Below are 21,034 nucleotides of genomic sequence, written 5' to 3' on the forward strand. Positions count from 1 at the left end.
GGGACTGCTGGCGTCAGCGTTGGTTAGCAATGGCTCTAAAACGCCTTATTCAATCCGGTCTGGTACCCCTTAAGAGAGTGAAGCTGGAAAAATGAAACGACCTATGTACAGGGCAAAGGTAAGGCTGCTCCTTAAAACGCGCGTTTCTATGGAGCAGACAGAATCTATACACAGGCAGCAGGCCTGCTGCTCAAATACGTCATTATCAATTAAAACACTCGTTAAAACAGCCGGTTGGATCATCTTGATAGATCAAGATTCAACAGAACCGCCTGTTTTTTTGGATAACTGATGCTTCTAAACGCTTACTGCTTTATCGGTTTTTCAGCATCGCTTTGGACGGGCTGACTGTGAAGAAATTCTTTCACATCTTCAATTTGCAGCCCAAGTTTTTTCGCCTCCTTCATCAAAATCACCCAATCTTTGTCCAACTTGTGTTTCGTTTGAGTATTCATAGCTTCCTCCAATATGATAAGACGTTGTTCACCTCAAAGAAAAAAACGGTTTTTCCTTGAGATGCAATAAAAGTTATAAAACAACAGCCATGTGAAAACAATGACAAATTTCATAAAAAATTCACAAAGTCATCTTTGATAAACCTACCTATTCCCTAAATAACTGACTAAAAAAACCAAAAAATCTTAGATTCTTACTTATAATAATAAACAATCAATTACTGACTGGATAGTATTCAATTAAAAATGATCATTTTTCCCTATTAAGAATTTCTCAATTGCAGCCGAATATCCTTTGAATATTCTAAAAATAAGAAAGAGATTTTTGGCAGATTATTACGAAAAAGTATTGGAAAATCAATGGTTTCAAGGAATGATTTAGAATAAAGACATGGTGGGTAGGGAGGGTCCTTTCGGCTTAGTTGCTGTATGGGTTAAAGAAGGGTAATACGAAAATACTATTATCGACCAGTATTAAGTGGAAAAAAAGAACATTGGTTTCAAATGCAGAGAAAAAAGTATAGCTTTTGCCTCAAAATCGCTTTAATTCACCAGGATGAAACCATTGTAATGGATAAAAACCCGAACTATTCCTTGTAAGGCATTTAATGGAACAGAAACCTTTCCACTTGTTTTGCCCCTAGTTTTTATTTGAAGAAATGATGAAAATACGAGCTGGAAAATGCTGAAGGTGGTAAAATGAAAAAGCGAATATATCATCTTAGGATTAAAAAAGAGATTCACAGGCGTTTTATAGACTTAAAATGGAAGAATAACGCCGCTGAAAGGAGAGAAATGAATTGGCAATATTAGTATGCGGAGGGGCGGGCTATATTGGAAGCCATGCTGTAGCGGAACTGTTAAGCCGCAATGAAGAAGTCGTGATTATTGATAACCTGCAAACTGGACATCAAGAGGCGGCTTTAAAGGGAGCTTCTTTCTATAATGGAGATCTGCGCGATGAAGCATTCCTAAGAAAAGTATTTCAGGAAAACGAGATTGAGGCTGTCATGCATTTCGCGGCCGATTCTTTGGTTGGAGAAAGCGTAACAGATCCTCTCAAATATTATGACAACAATGTTTACGGAGCCGTTTGCCTGTTAAAGGTCATGAAAGAGTTCGATGTAAAGCAAATTGTCTTCTCATCAACGGCTGCAACATACGGAGAACCGGATCGTGTGCCGATTATGGAAACAGATCCGACGGATCCGACAAACCCGTATGGGGAAACGAAGCTCGCGATTGAAAAAATGCTGAAGTGGTCTGAAAAAGCATATGGAATCCGTCATGTCGTCCTTCGCTACTTTAATGTTGCCGGTGCGCATGTAGACGGATTGGTCGGCGAAGATCATCAGCCTGAGACGCACCTGATCCCGATCATTCTTCAAGTCGCGCTTGGCAAACGCGACAAGATTATGATTTTCGGCGACGACTATCCGACTGCAGATGGTACGTGCATCAGAGACTACATCCATGTAATGGATCTGGTCGACGCGCATATTCTCGCTGTCGAAAGGCTTCGAAAGGGCGGAGAAAGCACTGTATACAATCTCGGAAACGGCACGGGCTTTTCGGTCAAAGAAGTCGTTGAAACAGCCCGGAAAGTGACATGCTGCCCGATACCGGCGGAGGTTGCAGAGCGGCGTGCTGGAGACCCGGCACAGCTGATCGCCTCTTCTGAAAAAGCAGTGAAAGAACTGGGATGGCAGCCGAAATACGCCGAGCTGGAAACGATCATTGACAGCGCGTGGAAGTGGTTTAAAGCACATCCGAACGGCTATCAAAGCTAGAATGCGGTGACGCCTATTAAATAGGATGAAAAAGAGCTTTCAGTTACAGAAGGAAGCTCTTTTTTGATGTTTTGAAGTTTAAAGCGTGCTGTCAACAGGGAAAAGGAATGGAGGAAGATAATGATTCACTATGAAAAAATTTAACAATGTTAAATTAATGATTGACCAAAGTTTTTTATTGTGGTAAACCTAAATTTGACAGATTTTTTGTTTCGGAGGGATTTGTCAGCTCTTGCTATGTGTGTAAAAAGAACTAAAAAATTACCAGTCTATTTCCTTCGTTATTCATAATATCATGAACAAATTTTGACGATTTTGTGACATTTGGGTGAAAAAAAGGTGAACAATCGAAAAAAATAAGGCTAATTGGTGAAGATTTTGATAGCATAGCAAGGTAGAAGAAAAAAGTTTTTCAGAATCCTTTTATCTTAGATATTCTGACCAAATTTTAGACATCATTTAAGGAAGGATGGTGATCCTCTTGTTCAGAGCATTTAAACCACTGATTATGCTGACTCTACTTTCCTCCATTTTTTTATTGGGCGGCTGCAGTCAAATCGCGGTATTGGATCCTAAAGGACCGGTTGCTTCGCAGCAAAGAGATCTTATTCTATTATCGATTGGATTTATGCTGTTTATCGTAGCGGTCGTATTTGTCCTTTTTACTGTGATGATTGTGAAATACCGTGAGCGTAAAGACAGAAAGTCTCCTTACAGCCCGGAAGTAGAAGGCAATACATTTTTAGAAATCGTCTGGACAGTGGTTCCGATTTTAATTGTTATTGCGCTGTCAGTGCCGACAGTTCAAACAATTTATTCTCTAGAAGAGGCTCCAAAAGCATCAAAGGACAAGGAACCTTTGGTCGTATATGCGACATCTGTCGATTGGAAATGGGTATTCAGCTACCCGGAACAGGATATCGAAACGGTCAACTATTTGAATATCCCGACAGACAGACCGATCTTGTTTAAAATCTCATCTGCCGATTCTATGGCGTCACTGTGGATTCCGCAGCTTGGCGGGCAAAAATATGCCATGTCCGGAATGGAAATGGAGCAATATTTGCAGGCAGACCATGAGGGTACTTATAAAGGCCGAAATGCAAACTTCACAGGTGAAGGTTTTGCAGAACAACAGTTTAATGTCAAAGCGGTATCTGAAAGCAAGTTTAACGACTGGGTGAAGAAAACGCAGAAAGAAGCTCCTAAGCTGACGAAAAACCAGTACGATGAACTGATGCTTCCTCAGCATGCGGACGAAATGACGTTCTCATCGACACACCTGAAGTATGTTAACCACGGAAATGATGCGGAATACGCCATTAAAGCGCGCGAAAGATTGGGCTATAAACCATTGTCTCCGCACTCAAAATCAGATCCGTTTGAAAACGTGAAGACAAACAAAGATCAAAAACAATCTGAAGACCAAGATTCTCACTAGGAAAGGAGGAAGCTTGCATGAATTTGAAATGGGACGAATTCATAATTACAGGTGACCCATTAATTCTTGGAGCACAGATTTCCATTTTGCTTACATCCATTGCAATCGTATTTGTGCTGACATACTTCAAAAAATGGAAATGGCTTTGGAGAGAATGGATTACCACCGTCGATCATAAACGTTTAGGAATCATGTACCTCATTGCCGCAGTCATTATGTTCTTCCGCGGCGGCGTCGACGGGTTAATGATGCGTGCCCAGCTCACGCTTCCTAATAACAGCTTTTTAGATTCAAACCACTATAATGAAGTGTTTACGACACACGGTACGATCATGATCATTTTCATGGCGATGCCGTTTCTTATTGGATTAATGAACGTCGTCGTACCGCTCCAAATCGGTGCGCGCGATGTTGCATTCCCGTATTTGAACAACTTGAGCTTCTGGACCTTCATGGTCGGAGCGATGCTGTTTAATATTTCATTCGTCATCGGCGGATCGCCGAATGCAGGATGGACGGCTTACATGCCGCTTGCAGGCAATGAGCTGAGTCCTGGGCCTGGGCAGAACTATTACTTGCTCGGACTTCAGATCGCGGGTATCGGTACGCTTCTCACCGGGATTAACTTTATGGTGACCATCCTGAAAATGCGTACAAAAGGCATGACCCTATGGCGGATGCCGATGTTCACTTGGACAACGCTGATCACTTGTGTGATTATCATTTTCGCATTCCCTGTCTTGACAGTGGCTTTGGCGCTGATGACATTTGACCGCTTGTTCGGAACAGCCTTTTTCACCTTGGCGAACGGCGGTATGCCGATGCTGTGGGCGAACTTGTTCTGGATTTGGGGACATCCTGAGGTTTACATCGTTATTTTGCCTGCTTTCGGTATTTTTTCAGAAATCATTGCGACATTCGCAAGAAAGCAGCTGTTCGGCTACAAAGCAATGGTTTATTCAATTGTTGCCATTTCGGTTCTCAGCTTCGTCGTTTGGCTGCACCACTTTTTCACAATGGGCAACAGTGCGGCGGTCAACTCGTTCTTCTCGATTACGACGATGGCGATATCGGTGCCGACCGGAGTTAAAATCTTTAACTGGCTGTTGACGCTGCATCGAGGCAGAATCAAAATCACAACGCCGATGCTGTGGTCGCTTGCATTTATTCCGAACTTCGTCATCGGCGGTGTTACGGGCGTTATGCTTGCGATGGCAGCTGCGGATTATCAATATCACAACACATACTTCCTCGTATCGCACTTCCACTATGTGCTGATCGCGGGTACTGTGTTTGCATGTTTCGCCGGATTGATCTTCTGGTATCCGAAAATGTTCGGTCACAAACTGAACGAACGCATCGGAAAATGGTTCTTCTGGCTGTTCATGACGGGCTTTAACATCTGTTTCTTCCCGATGTATTTCCTTGGATTGCAAGGAATGCCTCGCCGTATTTACACATACGGAGCAGAAGACGGCTGGACTGCATTGAACATGATTGCGACATTCGGCGCATTGCTGATGGCCGCAGGATTCATCGTTCTCTGCTACAACATTTTCTACAGCTTCCGTCATTCAAAACGCGAAGAATCAGGAGATGCTTGGGGAATGGGTCGTACGCTTGAGTGGGCTACATCTTCTGCGATCCCGCCGCACTATAACTTTGCGGTTCTGCCTGAGGTTACATCACCTGACGCATTTGCGCAAATGAAGGAAGACAATGTCGAGATTCATCCTGAAAGCAAGTTTAAAAAGATTCATATGCCGAGCAATTCAGGCCGTCCGTTTCTTATGTCATTATGCTTCGGATTTGCTGGATTCGGGCTTGTCTTTGAATGGTTCTGGATGGGAATCGTCGGTCTGATCGGTGTATTCCTCTGTATGATTCTTCGTTCATTTGAATATGACGACGGCTACTATGTAAGTGTTGAGGAAATAAAAGAGACTGAACGAAAGAATGCCAAGTAAAGGAGGCGGGATTGATGGAACATGCAGAACACAGCAATTCTAACGCTCCTATGGAATACCGTTCTGAAATCGGAAGGTTGAATATCCTTGGCTTTTGGATTTTTCTTGGAGCGGAGATTGCTTTATTCTCTACGTTATTTGCGACCTATGCTGTTCTTCATAACAGAACAGCGGGGGGCGTACTGCCGGCAGAACTGTTCGACGCAAAGCTCGTTTTAATCATGACGTTCCTGCTGTTAACGAGCAGTTTCACATGCGGCATCGCAGTGCATGAGATGCGCCGCGGCAGTTTGAAAGGCGTGATGATCTGGATGATCATTACCCTGTTGCTCGGTGCTGGGTTTGTCAGCTATGAGCTTTATGAGTTCAATCATTATGTACACGAAGGTGCCACTTTATCGACAAGTGCTTACTGGTCATCTTTCTTTGTTCTATTGGGAACACACGGACTGCACGTATCGATCGGTATCTTCTGGATTATCGGCATTTTGCTTCAGACGAAAAAGCGCGGCCTAACCCCGCAAACGTCTGCTAAGCTGTTTATCTCAAGTTTGTATTGGCACTTCTTAGACGTGGTATGGATTTTCATCTTTACCGGCGTCTATTTGATAGGGTTGGTGAATGTATAATGGCAGCAAAACAATCGGCTGAACACAGCCACTTTCCTTGGAAGCATATTGTCGGGTTCGTGTTGTCCATTGTGCTGACCTTATTGGCCTTGTGGGTGATCTATACGGACTTAAGCATGGCTGCAAAGCTGTGGATTATTTTCGGTTTTGCGATCATCCAAGCTGGACTTCAGCTCTTAATGTTTATGCATATGACTGAAAGTGACAGCGGCAAAATCCAAGTCGGGAATACGCTGTTTGCCGCATTTATTGCGGTTGCGATTATTGCCGGTTCTGTCTGGATCTTCGCTGCTCACAACTATCACGGAGACAACCCTGAGGGCGGTACTCCAGGTGCAAAACATTCTGAGCACAGCGGACATTAATTGATTGGCAAAAGAGTGCGGATTTCAACGATCCGCACTCTTTTTTGGTTGCTGAACGGAAAAAGAGAGAGCCACAGGCTCTCTCTTTCTCATACACTCTTAACCGCGTTTTACGCCGCGGCCGAATTTGCCGTCGCCCGGCTTGCTCTTTTTAGAAAGAGTAACAGTCAGGAATGTACCATAGTTTTTAACTTGGGCAGTTTCCAATTTGCGCATCTGTGTCACCTCCTTATTACTTCCAGTTGATTACATATTCATGCTATCATAGAATAAAGTGGTAAAAACCACAAAAAGGCACTAAAACCCGACATCATCCTTCAATTCTATTCATAGGGTTTTTATTGCGGTATTTGTTCGGAGGAAACTGATTTAAGGAGAGTGTTACTGATGATACGCGTGTTGTTAGTAGACGACTACAGGGTTCTGACATCCGGAATGAAGGAAATCTTAAAAAAATATAATATGGATGTCATCGTTTGCCACGAAGGAAATGAAGCTCTCGACCTCTTAAAAAATCAAGAGGTACATATAGACGTTTTTCTTTATGATTTAAAAATGCCGGGGATGAACGGGTTGGAACTGTCTCTTAAAACGCTGGAAACCGCACCTCAATCCAAAATTATCATTATGTTTTCGGGAGATGAAATTCACTCATATTTTAATAAGCTGATTGAGGCCGGAGTTAAAGGGTTTATCGATAAATCGTATACAGACAGCATGATTGCTTCGAGTATTTTATTGTGTTTAAAAGGGGCTGTGTTATTTCCCGACGGCTTGCTGCAAAAACTGAGGCTCGACTCCGATCTCGCGGTGGACGAGCATTTAACAGACACAGAACTGGATATTTTGCAGAAGGTGGCCAGCGGTAAAACAAATAAAGAGATCGCAGCAGACCTACAAATGTCGACACGCAACGTAGAGTATCACTTGAGCAAAATCTATAAAAAGCTCAAAGTAACGTCACGGTACTGCGCAGTAAAAAAAGGAACGATGCTTAATTTGATCAAGCAGAAAGTTTAGACAAAGTATATATTTGCTTTTCCCTGCAAAAGAGAGTCGATAGGCTCTCTTTTTCTTTTTCCTCCGAATAAATCCCGTAATAATGGCCCATTGATGCCATTGGCTATTCATGTCGGTTTTCGGTAGTTTTTTGCGGTTTTTTTGATATTGTCCTGTGATAATCTGATTCATGTGGTCAGTTGGTAAATTCAGGGGTATCGTCGCATTGCAGGCTCTTTTTAAAACGCTCCAAAGCTGAAATGATAACGGCATTCGCCAAGGGCGTGGAAAGAACATCATGCATAAAGTGCTGAAAGAGAGCTTGCCGGCTCTCTTCTCCTTTATTTTTCTGAAATCATGCATACCGGGGAGGTCTAATCTTTGAAAATTATTCGAAATCAAGAGACAGCGACAACCGTGTTGGAAAATGAATGCATCGTCCTAAACCTGGACAATGGGCAGTATTTCGGATTGGAAGGGGCTTTAAAAGAGCTGTGGATCGAAATTGAAAATGAGCGAAAGGATAAAAAAGATATTCTGATCAAGTGGCAATCGGCGTTCGATCAGACAGAGGAAGAACTGTCAGCGATATTAAATGAGGCGATACAGGAACTGACACATCATAAGCTGATTGAAATAGAGGATAAAAGCTGATGAAAAAAAGAGCGCTTGTCAAAAATCACGAATATTTTACAACCGTTCATGCTTTTGTACGTATGATGCTGTTAAATCATGATTTTGAAGAAGCTTATGAAAAAATTGCGATCCATCTGTTTCCGCTGTATGCAAGCGCACAGCAAAGAGGTGCAGGGCTGCTTGATATAGACGAACTGCACCAGAACGGCGAATATTTATATTCGCTTGATGAAGACGACCATTTGGTTACTTCATGCGTTTCTATTGCATTAACGATTCAATCTATATTATTCAGCAATGGGTTTGATGCTGATCTCATGATCGGGGTCAAGAAAATTGATGACAAGCTGTTTTCTCATGCGTGGGTTCAAATGGAAAACGGCAAATCGATCGATCCGAATCATAAAAATAAGGATTTAAAAGTTTTACAGACGTATAAGATGAGCGCTTACGCTGAAAGGTGGGTGTTATCTCTAGTATGAAAGTATGGTTTGGAATGCAGGGAGACAACACCGTTGCATGGCATGAGTGGGTTTCCGCCGTCAAGAAATGGGGACGTGCGGAACGGATTCACAGCTACAGCCGCGGGATCGCCAACATGGCTGAAGCGCATATCCGATACGATGAAGCTTTTAGACCTACAACTCAAATAAATCTTTTGCATCCCGTCATCTTAGACGGCTGGATCAGCGGCGGTCTTAACGCAAAATCGGATGGCACCCGAAAGATTGAACAATATGACAAGCTGTACGCGTCTTTAAAGCAGGATCAAGCTGCCATGCTGTCTCACTCGCATGGCGAATTTACGATGATGTGGTGGGATGACAGTCTACATAGCCTTGTTTTGGCGACTGATATATACGCAACCCGTCCTGTTTACTATTGGGTCAGTCCGAAAGGAGAATGGTTTGCAGCGAATGACTTGCGCATCCTTTTGCTTGTTCATGACATTCCTTTTGCGATCGATCAAAATGTGTGCAGAATGTTTCCTACTTCAGGCTTTGCTGTAGGAGAAAACGGCTTTGAAGATCGGACGTTTTTTAAAGGAATACGCAAAGTGCCTGCGGCGTCCTACGCTTTTCTTGGCCGGGATCATGCTGTTCACGCGCACAGCTATTGGGGACTTTCACAGCTGTTAAACGGGAAAGATCTTGCTGGAGACGCAGTTCCGCGGTTTCGGGAGCTTTTTCAGGAAGTGACAGCAGATCGTTTAAAAGATGAAAAGCATATTGTCGAATTAAGCGGCGGACTAGATTCAGCTGCCGTAACCGCCGCCGCAATTGCAGGCGGACGGAAGGAACAGCTGCTGGCCGTCAATATATCATTTGCCGAACCTGACATGATATTAAGCCATGACAAGGACCTTGTAAAAAATATGATGCGCGATATGGATATTCCCGGCCTGATCATTCTCGGAGACGCCACAGCCAAAATTCCAAACGCGGAAATCGGGCGTGATCCGCTTTGGTTTGTAGACGGTCCTGATCCGAGAGCCAATTCACTGGTTAATGAGACTTTTACAGTGATCGCTGAGGAGTATGGTGCTTCGTCTGTCCTGACGGGTGAGGGCGGGGATTTCATTTTTAGCGGAGAAGTGTCAGTGATCGATTCTCTGCTTCGGCAGAGACGGTTTTCTGAAATCTACAAATTGCTTCGCGAATGGTCAGGCGGCAGCATGAAAGAGATGCTGAAGCTGGGATTTCAATACGGAATCGCCCCTTTCATGCCTTATATCGGAGAAAAGCTCTATTACGACCTGCTGTGGTCAGATACGGAATATGAGCTGCCTGAATATTTTACTGAAGAACACCGAAAGAGAGAACACCAGATCAATAAGGAGGATCATCTTCGCTATCGAAAAAGCCGGGAGCTCTCGGTGTGGGGTAAGAGGTTCCATTATGACTTTTTGTGGCCGAGAGCGAGGTACATGGATGCTGTTGGTGTGACATTGCCTACGTACCATCCGTTTTTGGATCGGAGGCTGATCGAATTTTCATTTTCCGTACCGCCTGAACAGCATTTTGATGTTTTAAAAGGGCTTGAAGAACATTATGCAGGCTCTAAAATGCTTCTTCGCAAATCTTTCACCGATATCCTGCCTGCCTATGTTTATAACAGATCAACGAAAACAACATATGCCCATATGGCCAGGAAAAGCTTTATGAATGACCGCAGACACGTTCTTCAGCTATTTGAACCGGGAGAGCACGTCTTTGTTGAAGAGCTCGGCATCATTAAGCGCGATATATGGTGGAAACACTTGCTGGCTATGGCTATTCGCTCTGAAGATCCAAATAATGATCTGGGCATGGGCTATCAGTACATGAGATCTGTCATTGACTTGGAAATATGGCTCAGGGAAGCATCCAAGGGGAAGGAGCACCTTCTCGATCGGAGCCGTCCGGGAAAATCAAGGGTCATGGCTGATATCGAAACCGTCAATACGCCGGAGAAAGCCAAAATATACTCGTATCAATGACCACAATAGGTATAGAAAATGAAGGTGAAGCATGTGTGGAAGATGAAGCATATTCAAGAGCCGCTGCAAACGGCGGGCCTGCTTGGGAAAATGGTCTGGAAATCCGGTCCGCGGCTGATGATTTGCATGGTTATCTTCATGCTGATCGAAGCCGGAGCACCTTTAATCCAATTGTACGCTTCAAAGCAAATGATCGACGGCATTGTCGAGCAGGAAGCGGTCATCTATGCGGAAATATGGGCTGTCATTTATGCGGGAAGCCTGGTCATGATCAGTGTCGTTAAATCATTGGAAAAATGGGTGAAGGCCATGCTTTCTGAGAGGTCGATGATCACAGTCAACAGTTTGTTAATCGACGCTTTTGACCGCATTCCGGGGATGCGTTTTTTTGAGGATCCAAAGTACAGGGACCGGCTCGAAACACTGCGGGATCGCTCGACATGGCTTCCTTCCCAATTCATTAATATCAGTTCGAACTTGGTGACAGCCGTTATGTCTTTGGCGGGCGTTGTTTTGATTATTGCCTACCTGTCGCCCGTTCTTGCTGTCATCCTCATTTTATCTACCGCTCCATTCGCTTTTGTCCATAATCATTACAATGAAATGGAGTGGGAATATCACAAGGATTACGCCCCTGTCAGAAGGAGGGCCGCATATGCTCGCCACATTCTGCTCGGGAGACGATCCGCCAAAGAAGTACGCCTGTTTGGCTTGGGATCTTTCTTTCTTGATTTATATCAATCTGCTTTTAAAGGCTTATATTCTGTGCTGCGGAATATTCAAGTCAGAAGCGCGCGCTGGTCGGTTTTAACGGGTTTCTTATCGGGGGCGGGAACGGGTTTGGGGTACTTTTGGATCCTGTCCCAATCCCATTCAAACAGTTTTTCTGTGGGGGATATATCGTTGTACTTGGGGGCCGTGTTCCAATTATCAACGGCTCTCCGGGATATCGCCAAGGAAGGTGCAGATACGTTGGATATATGGAGAATGGGAAGAGACTTTTTTCTTTTTATGAACGCCGAAAAGGATATCAGGCTTCCTTCCAATGGCGAATCTCTCGGGGACGCAGGACCGCTGGCAGTCGAATTCAAAAATGTCACCTTCCGCTATCCTTTCAGAGAAGCGGCTGCCGGCTCCCTGGAAAATGAAGCTGATGTGAATGAGGAAGATTTGGATATGCTCGATGAGCTTGAAGATGAAGAAATGCGGGAACACGACGAGCAGCCTGAACCGAATGACATGCACACAGGCGATGTTCTAAATCGAATCAGCTTTTCAGTATCACCGGGAGAAAGAATTGCCATTGTAGGGGCGAATGGATCGGGGAAAACAACGCTCATCAAACTGCTCTGCCGTTTTTATGAATATGATGAGGGTGAGATTAAAGTGAACGGCAAAGACATCCGCAAGATCGATCTTCAAGAGCTGAGAAACAAGATGGCGGTCGTGTTTCAGGAATTTGGTAAGTACGAATTGTCACTCCGGTACAATATCGCGGTAGGCCGAACGGAAGCTTTAGGTGATGAAGAAAAACTTCGCGACGCCGCCCGGTCCGCTAAGCTGGAACCAATCATCGAAGAGTTGCCTGAAGGGCTGGAAACAATGATCGGCCCTGAATGGGGGGGCACCGATTTTTCGGGAGGCCAATGGCAGCGGATTGCTTTAGCCAGATCGTTTATGAAAGATGCCGGACTTGTCATCTTGGACGAGCCGGCCGCATCTTTGGATATTCGGGCTGAGTATGATATTTTCCGGCAATTTCACAGCTTCACAGAGGGAAAAACGGTGATCATGATTTCCCATCGGTTCAGTACGGTAAAAATGGCTGACCGCATACTGGTTTTGAAAAACGGAAGAATTGCGGAAGAGGGAAGCCATCAGGAACTTATGGACAAGAACGGGGAATACAGCAGAATGTTCCGCATGCAGGCCAAATCGTTTCAGGGGAAGGATGAGGTATATTGCTGAAGTTTTGTTCCTTTTTCAAAAAGCTGCCTCAAACCGCTTCCATCATCTTTTATGGTTTATCGTTGTTTTGGCGCTGCGACCCTTTTAAGTCGGCTGTTCTATTTTTTATTACACTGCTGAATGCAATGCTCGGACCGCTCCTAGTCTGGCTGAGTGCAGAGGTGATCGATGAGATTGCACGGGCGCCGTTTGAGCTGTCTTCTTGGAATGCGCTTGTTTGGGCGGCCTTTGCATACATTGCTTTTACGCTGATCGTAGATGCCCTTCAGCCTGTGGCTGAAATGCAGAAAAGGCTCCTTACCGCCAAGCTCGAAGCTTATCTTGATGAAATGCTCATGAAAAAGGCAATTTCCATTCCTGATATCGCGGCTTTTGAAGACGCATCTTTTCATACCAATACACAAATCATCCGCTATAATGAATATTTTGTCACGATGTGGGTTTCCATCGTGTCTCAAACCTTCGGCGGAATGGTGATGATTGCAGCCAGCAGTTTACTGATCGGCATGTCTGCACCGTGGGTGCCGCTGCTGTTTCTCATATTGGCCGTTCCTAAACTGTACTGGGAGGCGAAATTAAACAACGCGACCTTTGAAGGACGGAAAGAGGTTCAGGAACTGAGACGGCGCGCGGAATATTATGCAGGTGTCCCTCTCATGTCTGAAACAGCCGGAGAGGTCAAGATATACAATCTTGTTCATTTTTTTAAGTCTTTTTATAAAAACACCTCGATGGAGCTCCTCCATACGCTGTCCAACGATCAAAAAAAACTGGCGCTGTATCAGCTGTTCTGGTCGGTATTACAATCTTTGGCCGCAGGTGCCGTTCTGATTTACATCGTTCACCAGGCTTTTTATGGTCGGTTGTCCATCGGGGATGTGATGCTGTTTATCGGAGCCGCGGTTCAGTTCAACGAAGGAATCAATGAAATGTTCGCTGCGTTTGCGATCGGTGCAAGAGAAACGAGGCACCTCGGAAATGTTCATTCTTTTTTAAACAGCAAAAATGGCATGGAAAATGGGGAAACCGCGCCAGCTGCTCAAAAGGAAAAAGGATTTACATGTGATCAAGTGGAATTTTCTTATGATGGAACCAAAACGGTTCTTGATATTCATAAGCTCGATATTCCATTGAATAAGACGACCGTTCTCGTGGGAGAAAATGGATCAGGCAAAAGCACACTCGTTAAATTGCTCCTGCGTTATTTTGATCCTAATCAAGGCACGATCTCTTATAATGGTTTACCACTTTATAAGTATGATATTGAACATTACCGGTCAAATGCCGCGGCTGTGTTTCAGGATTTTTTACGGTACGAAATGACATTGAAATACAATATCGGCTTGGGCGACATTTCTTCTTGCACCGACTTGGCTAAAATAAAAAGTGCTTCGGCCTTCGGCGGAGTGGATCAGTTTTTACATAAGCTTGAAGACGGTTATGAAACAGAGCTTGGCAGACTGTTCGGCGGCAGGAATTTGTCGGGGGGAGAATGGCAGCGGATCGCCATATCCCGCGCATTTATGCGTGATGAGTCTGCCGACATTTTGATATTCGATGAACCCTCCTCTGCGCTGGATGTGTTTATTGAGGAAGAGATATTTGATAAGCTGCAAAAGCTGACGCAAGGCAAAACAGTCATTATTGTCTCGCACCGGTTAAGCACGGCCCGTTTTGCCGATCACATCGTATTTTTAGAAAAAGGAAGGGTAGCGGAGGCCGGCACCCATCAAGAATTGATGAAAAATCAGGCCCAGTATGCAGAGCTGTATCGCCTGCAGGCTGAAAAATACGCGCAGTAAAGGAGAAAACAATGAGCAATATAGAAGAACTACGTCTGTTTCGAAAAGAAAATATTGAATGGCTGCAGACTTGGTTTGAGGATGCAGAAGTGAAAAGGCGGCTGGAAGGGATGATGCCGCTTGACGAGTGGTTCAATTTTGCAGACGGGAATGAAAACTACCGGGTATGGGCGGCTTTAGAGGACGGCAAGCCTGTCGGCGTTGTCATGGTTGAAGTTGAGGAGGACTTGACCGGGAACATTGCCCTTGTAGTCGATCCGTTTTTGCGCGGAGAGGGATATGGAAAAGCGCTCATCAAAAGGACGATGGCATTGCCGGAAATGAGCCGGATCAACAAATGGTTTGCCGGAATTGAAGAGGATAACGAGAGGTGCTTAGCGTGCTTCCGATCCGTTGGATATTCATTAGAACATGAACAGCCGGACGAGGACGGCTACTACTCTCTTATTTATTTCCCGGAATCTTAAATAAGGAGCATAAGAAGATGAACTTGATCAAATGGATTGTGGTTTCCGTTATTTCAGTCGCCTTTTTTCAGCCGGCATCAGCCGCTCTATTAAAAGAAAAAGACGACTACACTATTCTTGTATATATGATTGGTTCTGACATGGAAAGCGATTTTCATATGGCAAGCGATGACATTCAGGAAATGATGGATGCGGGTTCATCTTCAAACGTCAATGTCGTTCTTCAGACAGGAGGAGCAAAAAAATGGGCGAACCCGTCGATCAGTCACAAGGTGAATCAGAGGTGGAAAGTTGAACATCAGAAGCTGGCGCCCCTCGAAAATATCGGGAAGACAAATATGGACAGTCCCGGCTCCGTCACAGATTTTATCACATGGGGAGTCAAAACATACCCGGCTAAAAAATATGTATTGATCTTCTGGGGGCATGGGCTTGGCTCCGTTGACGGCTACGGGGGAGACGAAAACTTCGGCAATAAAAAAATGAAAATAAGCGAGCTCCAGTCGGGAATCAAAAAGGCCTATGAACATACGAAGCAAAAGTTTGATTTAATCGGTTTTGACAACTGTAAAATGGCCGGGATTGAAACGGCATATGCCTTGAGGGATTATGGAAAGTACATGCTGGCTTCAGTCGACTATACGAATCAAAACGGCTGGGATTACAAATATGCGCTGCAGTCTGTTCAAGACGACCCTTCAATCGATCCGAAAGAGCTTGGCAGGGAAATCGCGGCAGGCTACATACAGCAGTCAAAAGAAAACGGTGAAACAGAAGACCTGCAGCAGTCTTTAATTCAATTAAACCGCGTCAAAGACGCTGTCGATGCCCTCGACAGGTTGAGCTTAAGCATGAACCGGGCATTGAAAGAGCCGGATGGAAAGCGCCTGCTTCACTACGCACGTCTCGCTGCCGAAGATTATGCAGATGAATCGGATATGGTTGATTTGGCCGATCTGTCAAGCTTGATCGGCCAGCAGATCGGAGCTGAGAAAGAAGCGAAAGAGGTCGTAAAATCCGTCAAAAAGGCTGTCATCATGAACATCAAGTCTCCTGAGCACCCGAGAGGAAGCGGCATGTCCGTTTATTATCCGGCCAGAGACAACCAAAAGCGGTTTGCGGAAAAATCAAAAATATACAACCTGCTTGATTTCAGCGGCCGGTATCAAACATTCATCAAAGATTACTCCCATTCAGCATTTAACTTTGATCTATAATGGTGTCTCTTACAGCAAAAAAAGCGCCGGCGGAACAACCGGCACTTTTTTATCGGCTCATGTGCTTTCGAATCAATGGAAGTCCGTAAATGATGAAAGCGGCGACATGGGCGATGACAACGTTGAGAATAAAGAGTACGATCATGAGAGAGTGTCCTGTAGGAGAAAGGCTGCTGGTCATGTAGAAAAAGAAGAAGACCCACATTAAAATGATTGGCGGAATAGAAGAAATTGCGACCTTTTTGTTGTCCAGCCATAAAAATAAAGGAGTGGCGCTTGCGATCAGCAAGTAAGCGAAAAACATATCCATGCGTTTTCAGCCCCTTTCAATAATGATAACGCTGCCAAAAAAGCGGAATGAAACAACAATTGTGTCTAATTGGAGAATAATTTGTGAACATTCTGTTACATTTATTATACCACGTTCTTCGAAAAATGATACATACTGGAAAGCATTTTCCGCTCCAACTATCGGCTCAATTTTCGCGGCGATTCAATAGGACATAAAGGATGAAGGAGAGAAAATGCGTGGAGGAAATTGATCCTGCAAAAGTTAGTCAAGACCGCGCGTTCCCTATACGAAACCGGCAGGATTCCGGAAACGAAGAGAAAGTGACAGGCTGGACCGCACGATAAGGCCGCAGCCCCCTTGGATCAACGACTTTTTCTAAACAAAAAAGGCTCTCGGCATTTGGCGCCGAGAGCCTCTTATTTGTCTAAAAAATAAAGTGGGCGCACAGTACGATGACAGGCAGCGTAATCAGCGTCCGAACGAGAAAAATCAAGACGAGGTCAAGGAATGTCACCGGAATTTTGGAACCGAGCAAAAGACCGCCGACTTCCGACATGTAGATTAATTGTGTAACCGATAAACAGGCGATGATGAACCTGGTCATTTCACTTTCAATCCCGCTTCCGAGCACAGACGGAAGGAACATGTCGGCGAACCCGACGACAAGCGTTTGTGAGGCCTCGGCGGCTTCAGGAACCTGGAGCAGTTCGAGAAGGGGAATGAACGGCAGCCCGAGCCATTTGAAAACAGGTGTATATTCAGCGACAATCAGTGCGGCTGTGCCGAGCGCCATGACGACGGGAGCGACGCCCATCCACATATCGAGCACGTTTTTGGCTCCGTCCTGCAAAAAATCTTTGACGCTTGTATTTTGTTTTGCTTTTGCGACAGCCCGGCTGAGTCCCCATTGGAATGGAGTGTATCCTTCGGGAATCTCCTCTTGATCCTGATCCGCTTGGTCTGTAATATAAGTATCAGCCTTTCTTGATAAAGGCGGAATCCGCGGGCTGATCACCGCGGCTACGGCACCCGCCAGCAATATCGTCAAATAAAACGGAACGAACATATGGGCAAGGTCAACCTGTGAAATAATCACGAGGCAAAACGTGATGGAGACGACTGAGAAAGTCGTGCCGATGACGGCGGCCTCACGCTTCGTGTAGAACCCTTCTTCATACTGTTTGCTTGTCAGGAGCACGCCGATCGTGCCGTCGCCGAGCCATGAGGCCATACAATCGATCGATGACCGTCCCGGCAGCTTAAAGACAGGCCTCATCAGCTTTTTCATCAAAGCGCCGCACAGCTCAAGCAAGCCGAAGTTCAACAGAAATGGCAGAAACAGGCCTGCAAATAAAAAGACGGAGAAAAGAACGGGCAGCAAGCTGAATAATAATGTTCCGCCCGTACTGTCGGCATATACCGCTTCAGGGCCGATCTTAAAGTATGCCATCACTGCGAAAATCATGCCGAACAGGCGGACGATATACCAAAATAAAGATACATTCAGCAAGTTATAGAAAAACTCGCTTTTTTTAATGAAAGCCGGATGAAAGGTTTTGGTGATAAAGGTTAAGATAAATGTTGCGGTTACGATGACCGTCATGATTAACGGCAATTGCTGCTGAAGCAGCTTCTGCAATGCATTTGAAAAGACAGCAATTGGAATCGTTAAATTTCCTTCGATTTTAACGGGAATCATAAACAGAATAATTCCGATAAGCGAAGGGACCAAAAATTTTATGAGATCAAGCCGTTTACGCTTTTGAAGTGCTTTATCCAAATGAAAAACTCCTTATGAATTGGTGATTCTGTATCGCTTCTGCCGGAGGCAAAAGTTTAATTTTATGCAACATTACTCATTTTAATACAAATCAATCAAAAATCAATGAATTTATCACATTCGACAATAGTTGGAAAAATCCTTTAAAATAGAATAGGAATTTGTTCGCAATAAAATCGAAACATTTTATTCTTTTGTACGTCATATCATTTGTGAGGAAGCGGATGCCGTCTTCCTGGATTATTTCATCGTGTCATATTATAAGGGCGGGATTTCGAATGAGTCAGAAAAAGAATATTACAAATCCCTTTTATCAGGGGGATTTGATTTTTGTCTATATTGTCTTTTTTATCATAAGCGTTGTGGCTGTGTACGCCGCTCAGCAGTTTAATCAATATAATGAACCCTTTGCGATGAAACAGTCCCTTTACTATTTGCTGGGGGCCTTTATCATCATCGTGTTTCTTTATTTTGATTTGGAGCAGCTTGAAAAGCTCAGCTTTTATTTTTATCTGCTCGGGATTTTGATGCTGATCGTGTTAAAGTTCAGTCCGGCATATATCGGATCATACAGGTTTGCGCCGGTTATCAACGGTGCCAAAAGCTGGTTTATGCTTCCCGGGTTTACGCTGCAGCCGTCGGAATTCATGAAAATCGGGCTGATCATGTATTTGGCTTCCTTCATGTCGAAAAACGGGCCTGTCGGCAAGCGTACGTTGAAAGAAGACTGCATCTTTCTGCTGAAAATCGCCGGTATTATCATTGTTCCGTTCGGCTTGATTTTAGAACAGGATACGGGTACAGCCGGAATCGTCGCGTTTGTCATTCTTGTGATGGTATTCCTGTCGGGCGTGAACTGGAAATTGATTTCTCTCATCTTCGGAACGGGTCTTACAGTCATTGTTTTGATTTTGTTTGTCATTATCAAATTTCCCGATGTCGCGGGAGCACTCGGGGTTGAACAATACCAAATCAACCGCGTCATGACCTGGGTCAATCCGAGCGAACAGAATGCCGACGATAAAATGCAGGTCGAAAGGGCGCAGCTGGCGATCGGTTCGGGGAAAGTATTTGGAAATGGTGTAAGCGATCTTCAAGTCTATGTACCTGAGGCGCAAACAGACTTTATTTTTGCCGTCATCGGCGAGAGCTTCGGGTTTGTCGGATGCACGTTTGTTGTCATTATGTTTTTCTTCTTAATTTACCGGCTTGTCGTGCTCATCGACCGAATACATCCGTTCAGCAGGTTTGCTTCATTTTTCTGTGCGGGCTTTACCGCTTTAATTGTCATTCATACCTTTCAAAATATCGGAATGAATATCGGCATTATGCCAGTCACCGGCGTCCCGCTGCTTTTGGTCAGCTATGGAGGAAGCTCAGTCGTAGCAACCTTGATCGGCTTCGCGGTTGTCTACAATTCAAGCTGCCAGTTAACAAAGTATCAAAGCTATATGTTCAAATAACAGCCTGATGCATGCAGGCTGTTATTTTATTCACCCTTTTTCGCAATGTGAACGGTTGTTCATGTTATAATGAAAGTTAGTGCTTTTGATGAAGAAATAAGGCGGGGTACAATGGGTCAGAAGAAAAATACGACAAGTCCCTATTATCAGGGAGATTTGATTTTTATATTAGCTATGTTCTTTTTAATCAGTGTGATCGCTGTTTACGCTGCAGAGCCGTCTTTTTCACTGAAGGGCTATCCGGCAAAGCAATTGTTCTTTTATCTGCTCGGCATTTCGGTGATCGTCGGCTTTCTCTATTTTGATCTGGAGCAGCTTGAAAAATTCAGCATATACATATATCTATTCGGCATCTTGTCATTGATCGTGTTAAAGTTCAGTCCAACGTCGATCGCACCGATTATCAAAGGAGCGAAAAGCTGGTTTCAATTTGGTTCGGTCACGCTGCAGCCGTCGGAATTTATGAAAATCGGCCTGATTATGATGCTGGCTTCGGTGATTTCCAAAGCAAGTCCGAAAGGCTCGCGCTCGATGCAGGAGGATGTTCACCTTTTGCTGAAAATCGCAGGGGTATCTGCGGTTCCGGTCGGTTTGATTTTAATGCAGGACGCCGGTACGGCCGGTATCTGCATGTTCTTTGTCGCCGTTATGGTGTTTTTATCAGGTGTGAACTGGAAGCTGATTTCGATTGTGGCGGGGTCAGGAATCACCCTCGTACTGCTCGTTCTGTTTTTGGTGATCAATTTTCCGGAGTTTTCGAAGGATATGCTGCACATCCAGCAATATCAGATCAACCGGGTGATGACATGGGTCGATTCGAGCCAGCAGGACGCGAACGATACGTATCAGACCGAAAAGGCCGTTACGGCGATCGGCTCTGGAGAAATCTTCGGAACGGGTATGAACAATTTGAAAGTCTACGTTCCTGAAGGCCAAACCGATTTCATCTTTGCCGTCATCGGGGAAAGTTTCGGTTTTATTGGCTGTACTTTTGTCGTCATCCTGTTTTTCCTTTTCATTTACCGGCTTGTCGTGCTGATCGATAAGATACATCCTTATAATAAGTTTGCGTCATTTTTCTGTGTTGGGTATACGGCGCTGATCGTCATCCATACATTCCAAAATATCGGAATGAACGTCGGACTGATGCCGGTTACGGGCGTTCCCCTTCTGTTCATCAGCTACGGAGGGAGCTCTGTGTTGTCTGCTTTGATCGGCTATGCGATCGTTTATAACGCCAGCTGCCAGCTGACAAAATATAAAGGGTATATGTTTAAGTAAAAA

At 44.6% G+C, this 21,034-nt stretch carries 19 protein-coding genes; 15 read left to right on the forward strand and 4 right to left on the reverse strand.

Annotated features, from left to right (window positions below; all coding sequences use genetic code 11):
* Nucleotides 1–305: 305 nt before the first annotated feature.
* The gene (locus M1E03_RS01555; RefSeq protein WP_023856995.1) at nucleotides 306–455 is read right to left on the reverse strand and encodes an anti-repressor SinI family protein; all 150 of its coding nucleotides are present in this window, start codon (nucleotides 453–455) and stop codon (nucleotides 306–308) included.
* 800 nt (nucleotides 456–1,255) lie between these two features.
* Here M1E03_RS01555 and galE point away from each other — a divergent pair.
* The 5 genes from galE (at nucleotide 1,256) to qoxD (ending at nucleotide 6,647) form a co-directional block, all read left to right on the forward strand.
* Nucleotides 1,256–2,245, forward strand: coding sequence for a UDP-glucose 4-epimerase GalE (gene galE, locus M1E03_RS01560; protein WP_103749429.1), 990 nt, complete (start codon nucleotides 1,256–1,258; stop codon nucleotides 2,243–2,245).
* Nucleotides 2,246–2,717: 472 nt separating this feature from the next.
* Nucleotides 2,718–3,686 (forward strand): cytochrome aa3 quinol oxidase subunit II, encoded by a 969-nt coding sequence (gene qoxA / locus M1E03_RS01565; RefSeq protein WP_095291511.1) that lies wholly within the window; start codon nucleotides 2,718–2,720, stop codon nucleotides 3,684–3,686.
* 17 nt (nucleotides 3,687–3,703) lie between these two features.
* Entirely contained in the window at nucleotides 3,704–5,653 is a 1,950-nt protein-coding gene (gene qoxB / locus M1E03_RS01570) for a cytochrome aa3 quinol oxidase subunit I (RefSeq protein ID WP_025810604.1), read from the forward strand.
* A gap of 14 nt (nucleotides 5,654–5,667) precedes the next feature.
* Nucleotides 5,668–6,282, forward strand: a complete 615-nt coding sequence (gene qoxC / locus M1E03_RS01575) for a cytochrome aa3 quinol oxidase subunit III (protein WP_023856999.1) — start codon at nucleotides 5,668–5,670, stop codon at nucleotides 6,280–6,282.
* Nucleotides 6,282–6,647, forward strand: coding sequence for a cytochrome aa3 quinol oxidase subunit IV (qoxD, locus tag M1E03_RS01580; RefSeq protein WP_023857000.1), 366 nt, complete (start codon nucleotides 6,282–6,284; stop codon nucleotides 6,645–6,647). Before qoxC ends, qoxD begins: the two co-directional genes overlap by 1 nt.
* Before the next feature lie 99 nt (nucleotides 6,648–6,746).
* On the opposite strand, the gene M1E03_RS01585 is transcribed toward qoxD, so the two are convergent.
* Nucleotides 6,747–6,863 carry a lariocidin family lasso peptide gene (locus tag M1E03_RS01585; RefSeq protein ID WP_423734433.1) on the reverse strand — a complete coding sequence of 39 codons (117 nt, stop codon included), beginning with the start codon at nucleotides 6,861–6,863 and terminating at the stop codon, nucleotides 6,747–6,749.
* A 171-nt stretch (nucleotides 6,864–7,034) separates the two neighbouring features.
* Here M1E03_RS01585 and M1E03_RS01590 point away from each other — a divergent pair, with 171 nt between their 5' ends.
* From M1E03_RS01590 to M1E03_RS01625, 8 genes are all read left to right on the forward strand, one after another.
* The gene (locus tag M1E03_RS01590; protein WP_026580278.1) at nucleotides 7,035–7,667 is read left to right on the forward strand and encodes a response regulator transcription factor; all 633 of its coding nucleotides are present in this window, start codon (nucleotides 7,035–7,037) and stop codon (nucleotides 7,665–7,667) included.
* 360 nt (nucleotides 7,668–8,027) lie between these two features.
* Complete coding sequence (locus M1E03_RS01595; RefSeq protein ID WP_026580277.1) at nucleotides 8,028–8,300, forward strand: hypothetical protein; 273 nt, start codon at nucleotides 8,028–8,030, stop codon at nucleotides 8,298–8,300.
* The gene (locus tag M1E03_RS01600) at nucleotides 8,300–8,764 is read left to right on the forward strand and encodes a lasso peptide biosynthesis B2 protein (RefSeq protein ID WP_023857003.1); all 465 of its coding nucleotides are present in this window, start codon (nucleotides 8,300–8,302) and stop codon (nucleotides 8,762–8,764) included. Before M1E03_RS01595 ends, M1E03_RS01600 begins: the two co-directional genes overlap by 1 nt.
* A complete protein-coding gene (locus M1E03_RS01605; RefSeq protein ID WP_103749428.1) occupies nucleotides 8,761–10,761 on the forward strand; it encodes an asparagine synthase-related protein in 2,001 nt (666 codons plus the stop codon). The genes M1E03_RS01600 and M1E03_RS01605 overlap by 4 nt, the downstream gene beginning before the upstream one ends.
* A gap of 42 nt (nucleotides 10,762–10,803) precedes the next feature.
* Nucleotides 10,804–12,729, forward strand: coding sequence for an ABC transporter ATP-binding protein (locus M1E03_RS01610; RefSeq protein WP_224066768.1), 1,926 nt, complete (start codon nucleotides 10,804–10,806; stop codon nucleotides 12,727–12,729).
* Nucleotides 12,723–14,531 (forward strand): ABC transporter ATP-binding protein, encoded by a 1,809-nt coding sequence (locus tag M1E03_RS01615; RefSeq protein WP_458110635.1) that lies wholly within the window; start codon nucleotides 12,723–12,725, stop codon nucleotides 14,529–14,531. Before M1E03_RS01610 ends, M1E03_RS01615 begins: the two co-directional genes overlap by 7 nt.
* Nucleotides 14,532–14,542: 11 nt before the next feature.
* Complete coding sequence (locus M1E03_RS01620; RefSeq protein ID WP_043054499.1) at nucleotides 14,543–14,998, forward strand: GNAT family N-acetyltransferase; 456 nt, start codon at nucleotides 14,543–14,545, stop codon at nucleotides 14,996–14,998.
* 17 nt (nucleotides 14,999–15,015) lie between these two features.
* Nucleotides 15,016–16,215: a clostripain-related cysteine peptidase gene (locus tag M1E03_RS01625; RefSeq protein WP_059230861.1), complete on the forward strand. Its 1,200-nt coding sequence runs from the start codon at nucleotides 15,016–15,018 to the stop codon at nucleotides 16,213–16,215.
* Nucleotides 16,216–16,264: 49 nt separating this feature from the next.
* Here M1E03_RS01625 and ywcE read toward each other — a convergent pair whose 3' ends face one another.
* Both ywcE and M1E03_RS01635 read right to left on the reverse strand, forming a co-directional pair.
* The gene (gene ywcE / locus M1E03_RS01630) at nucleotides 16,265–16,525 is read right to left on the reverse strand and encodes a spore morphogenesis/germination protein YwcE (protein WP_020453353.1); all 261 of its coding nucleotides are present in this window, start codon (nucleotides 16,523–16,525) and stop codon (nucleotides 16,265–16,267) included.
* Nucleotides 16,526–16,931: 406 nt separating this feature from the next.
* On the reverse strand, nucleotides 16,932–18,287 hold the full coding sequence (locus M1E03_RS01635) for a YjiH family protein (protein ID WP_103749426.1): 1,356 nt from the start codon (nucleotides 18,285–18,287) through the stop codon (nucleotides 16,932–16,934).
* A gap of 278 nt (nucleotides 18,288–18,565) precedes the next feature.
* On the opposite strand from M1E03_RS01635, the gene M1E03_RS01640 reads away from it, so the two are divergent.
* Both M1E03_RS01640 and M1E03_RS01645 read left to right on the forward strand, forming a co-directional pair.
* Entirely contained in the window at nucleotides 18,566–19,750 is a 1,185-nt protein-coding gene (locus M1E03_RS01640; RefSeq protein ID WP_023857011.1) for an FtsW/RodA/SpoVE family cell cycle protein, read from the forward strand.
* A 111-nt stretch (nucleotides 19,751–19,861) separates the two neighbouring features.
* A complete protein-coding gene (locus tag M1E03_RS01645; protein ID WP_328031239.1) occupies nucleotides 19,862–21,031 on the forward strand; it encodes an FtsW/RodA/SpoVE family cell cycle protein in 1,170 nt (389 codons plus the stop codon).
* Nucleotides 21,032–21,034: the final 3 nt, after the last annotated feature.

The sequence above is a fragment of the Bacillus sp. PK6-013 genome, from assembly GCF_054161445.1.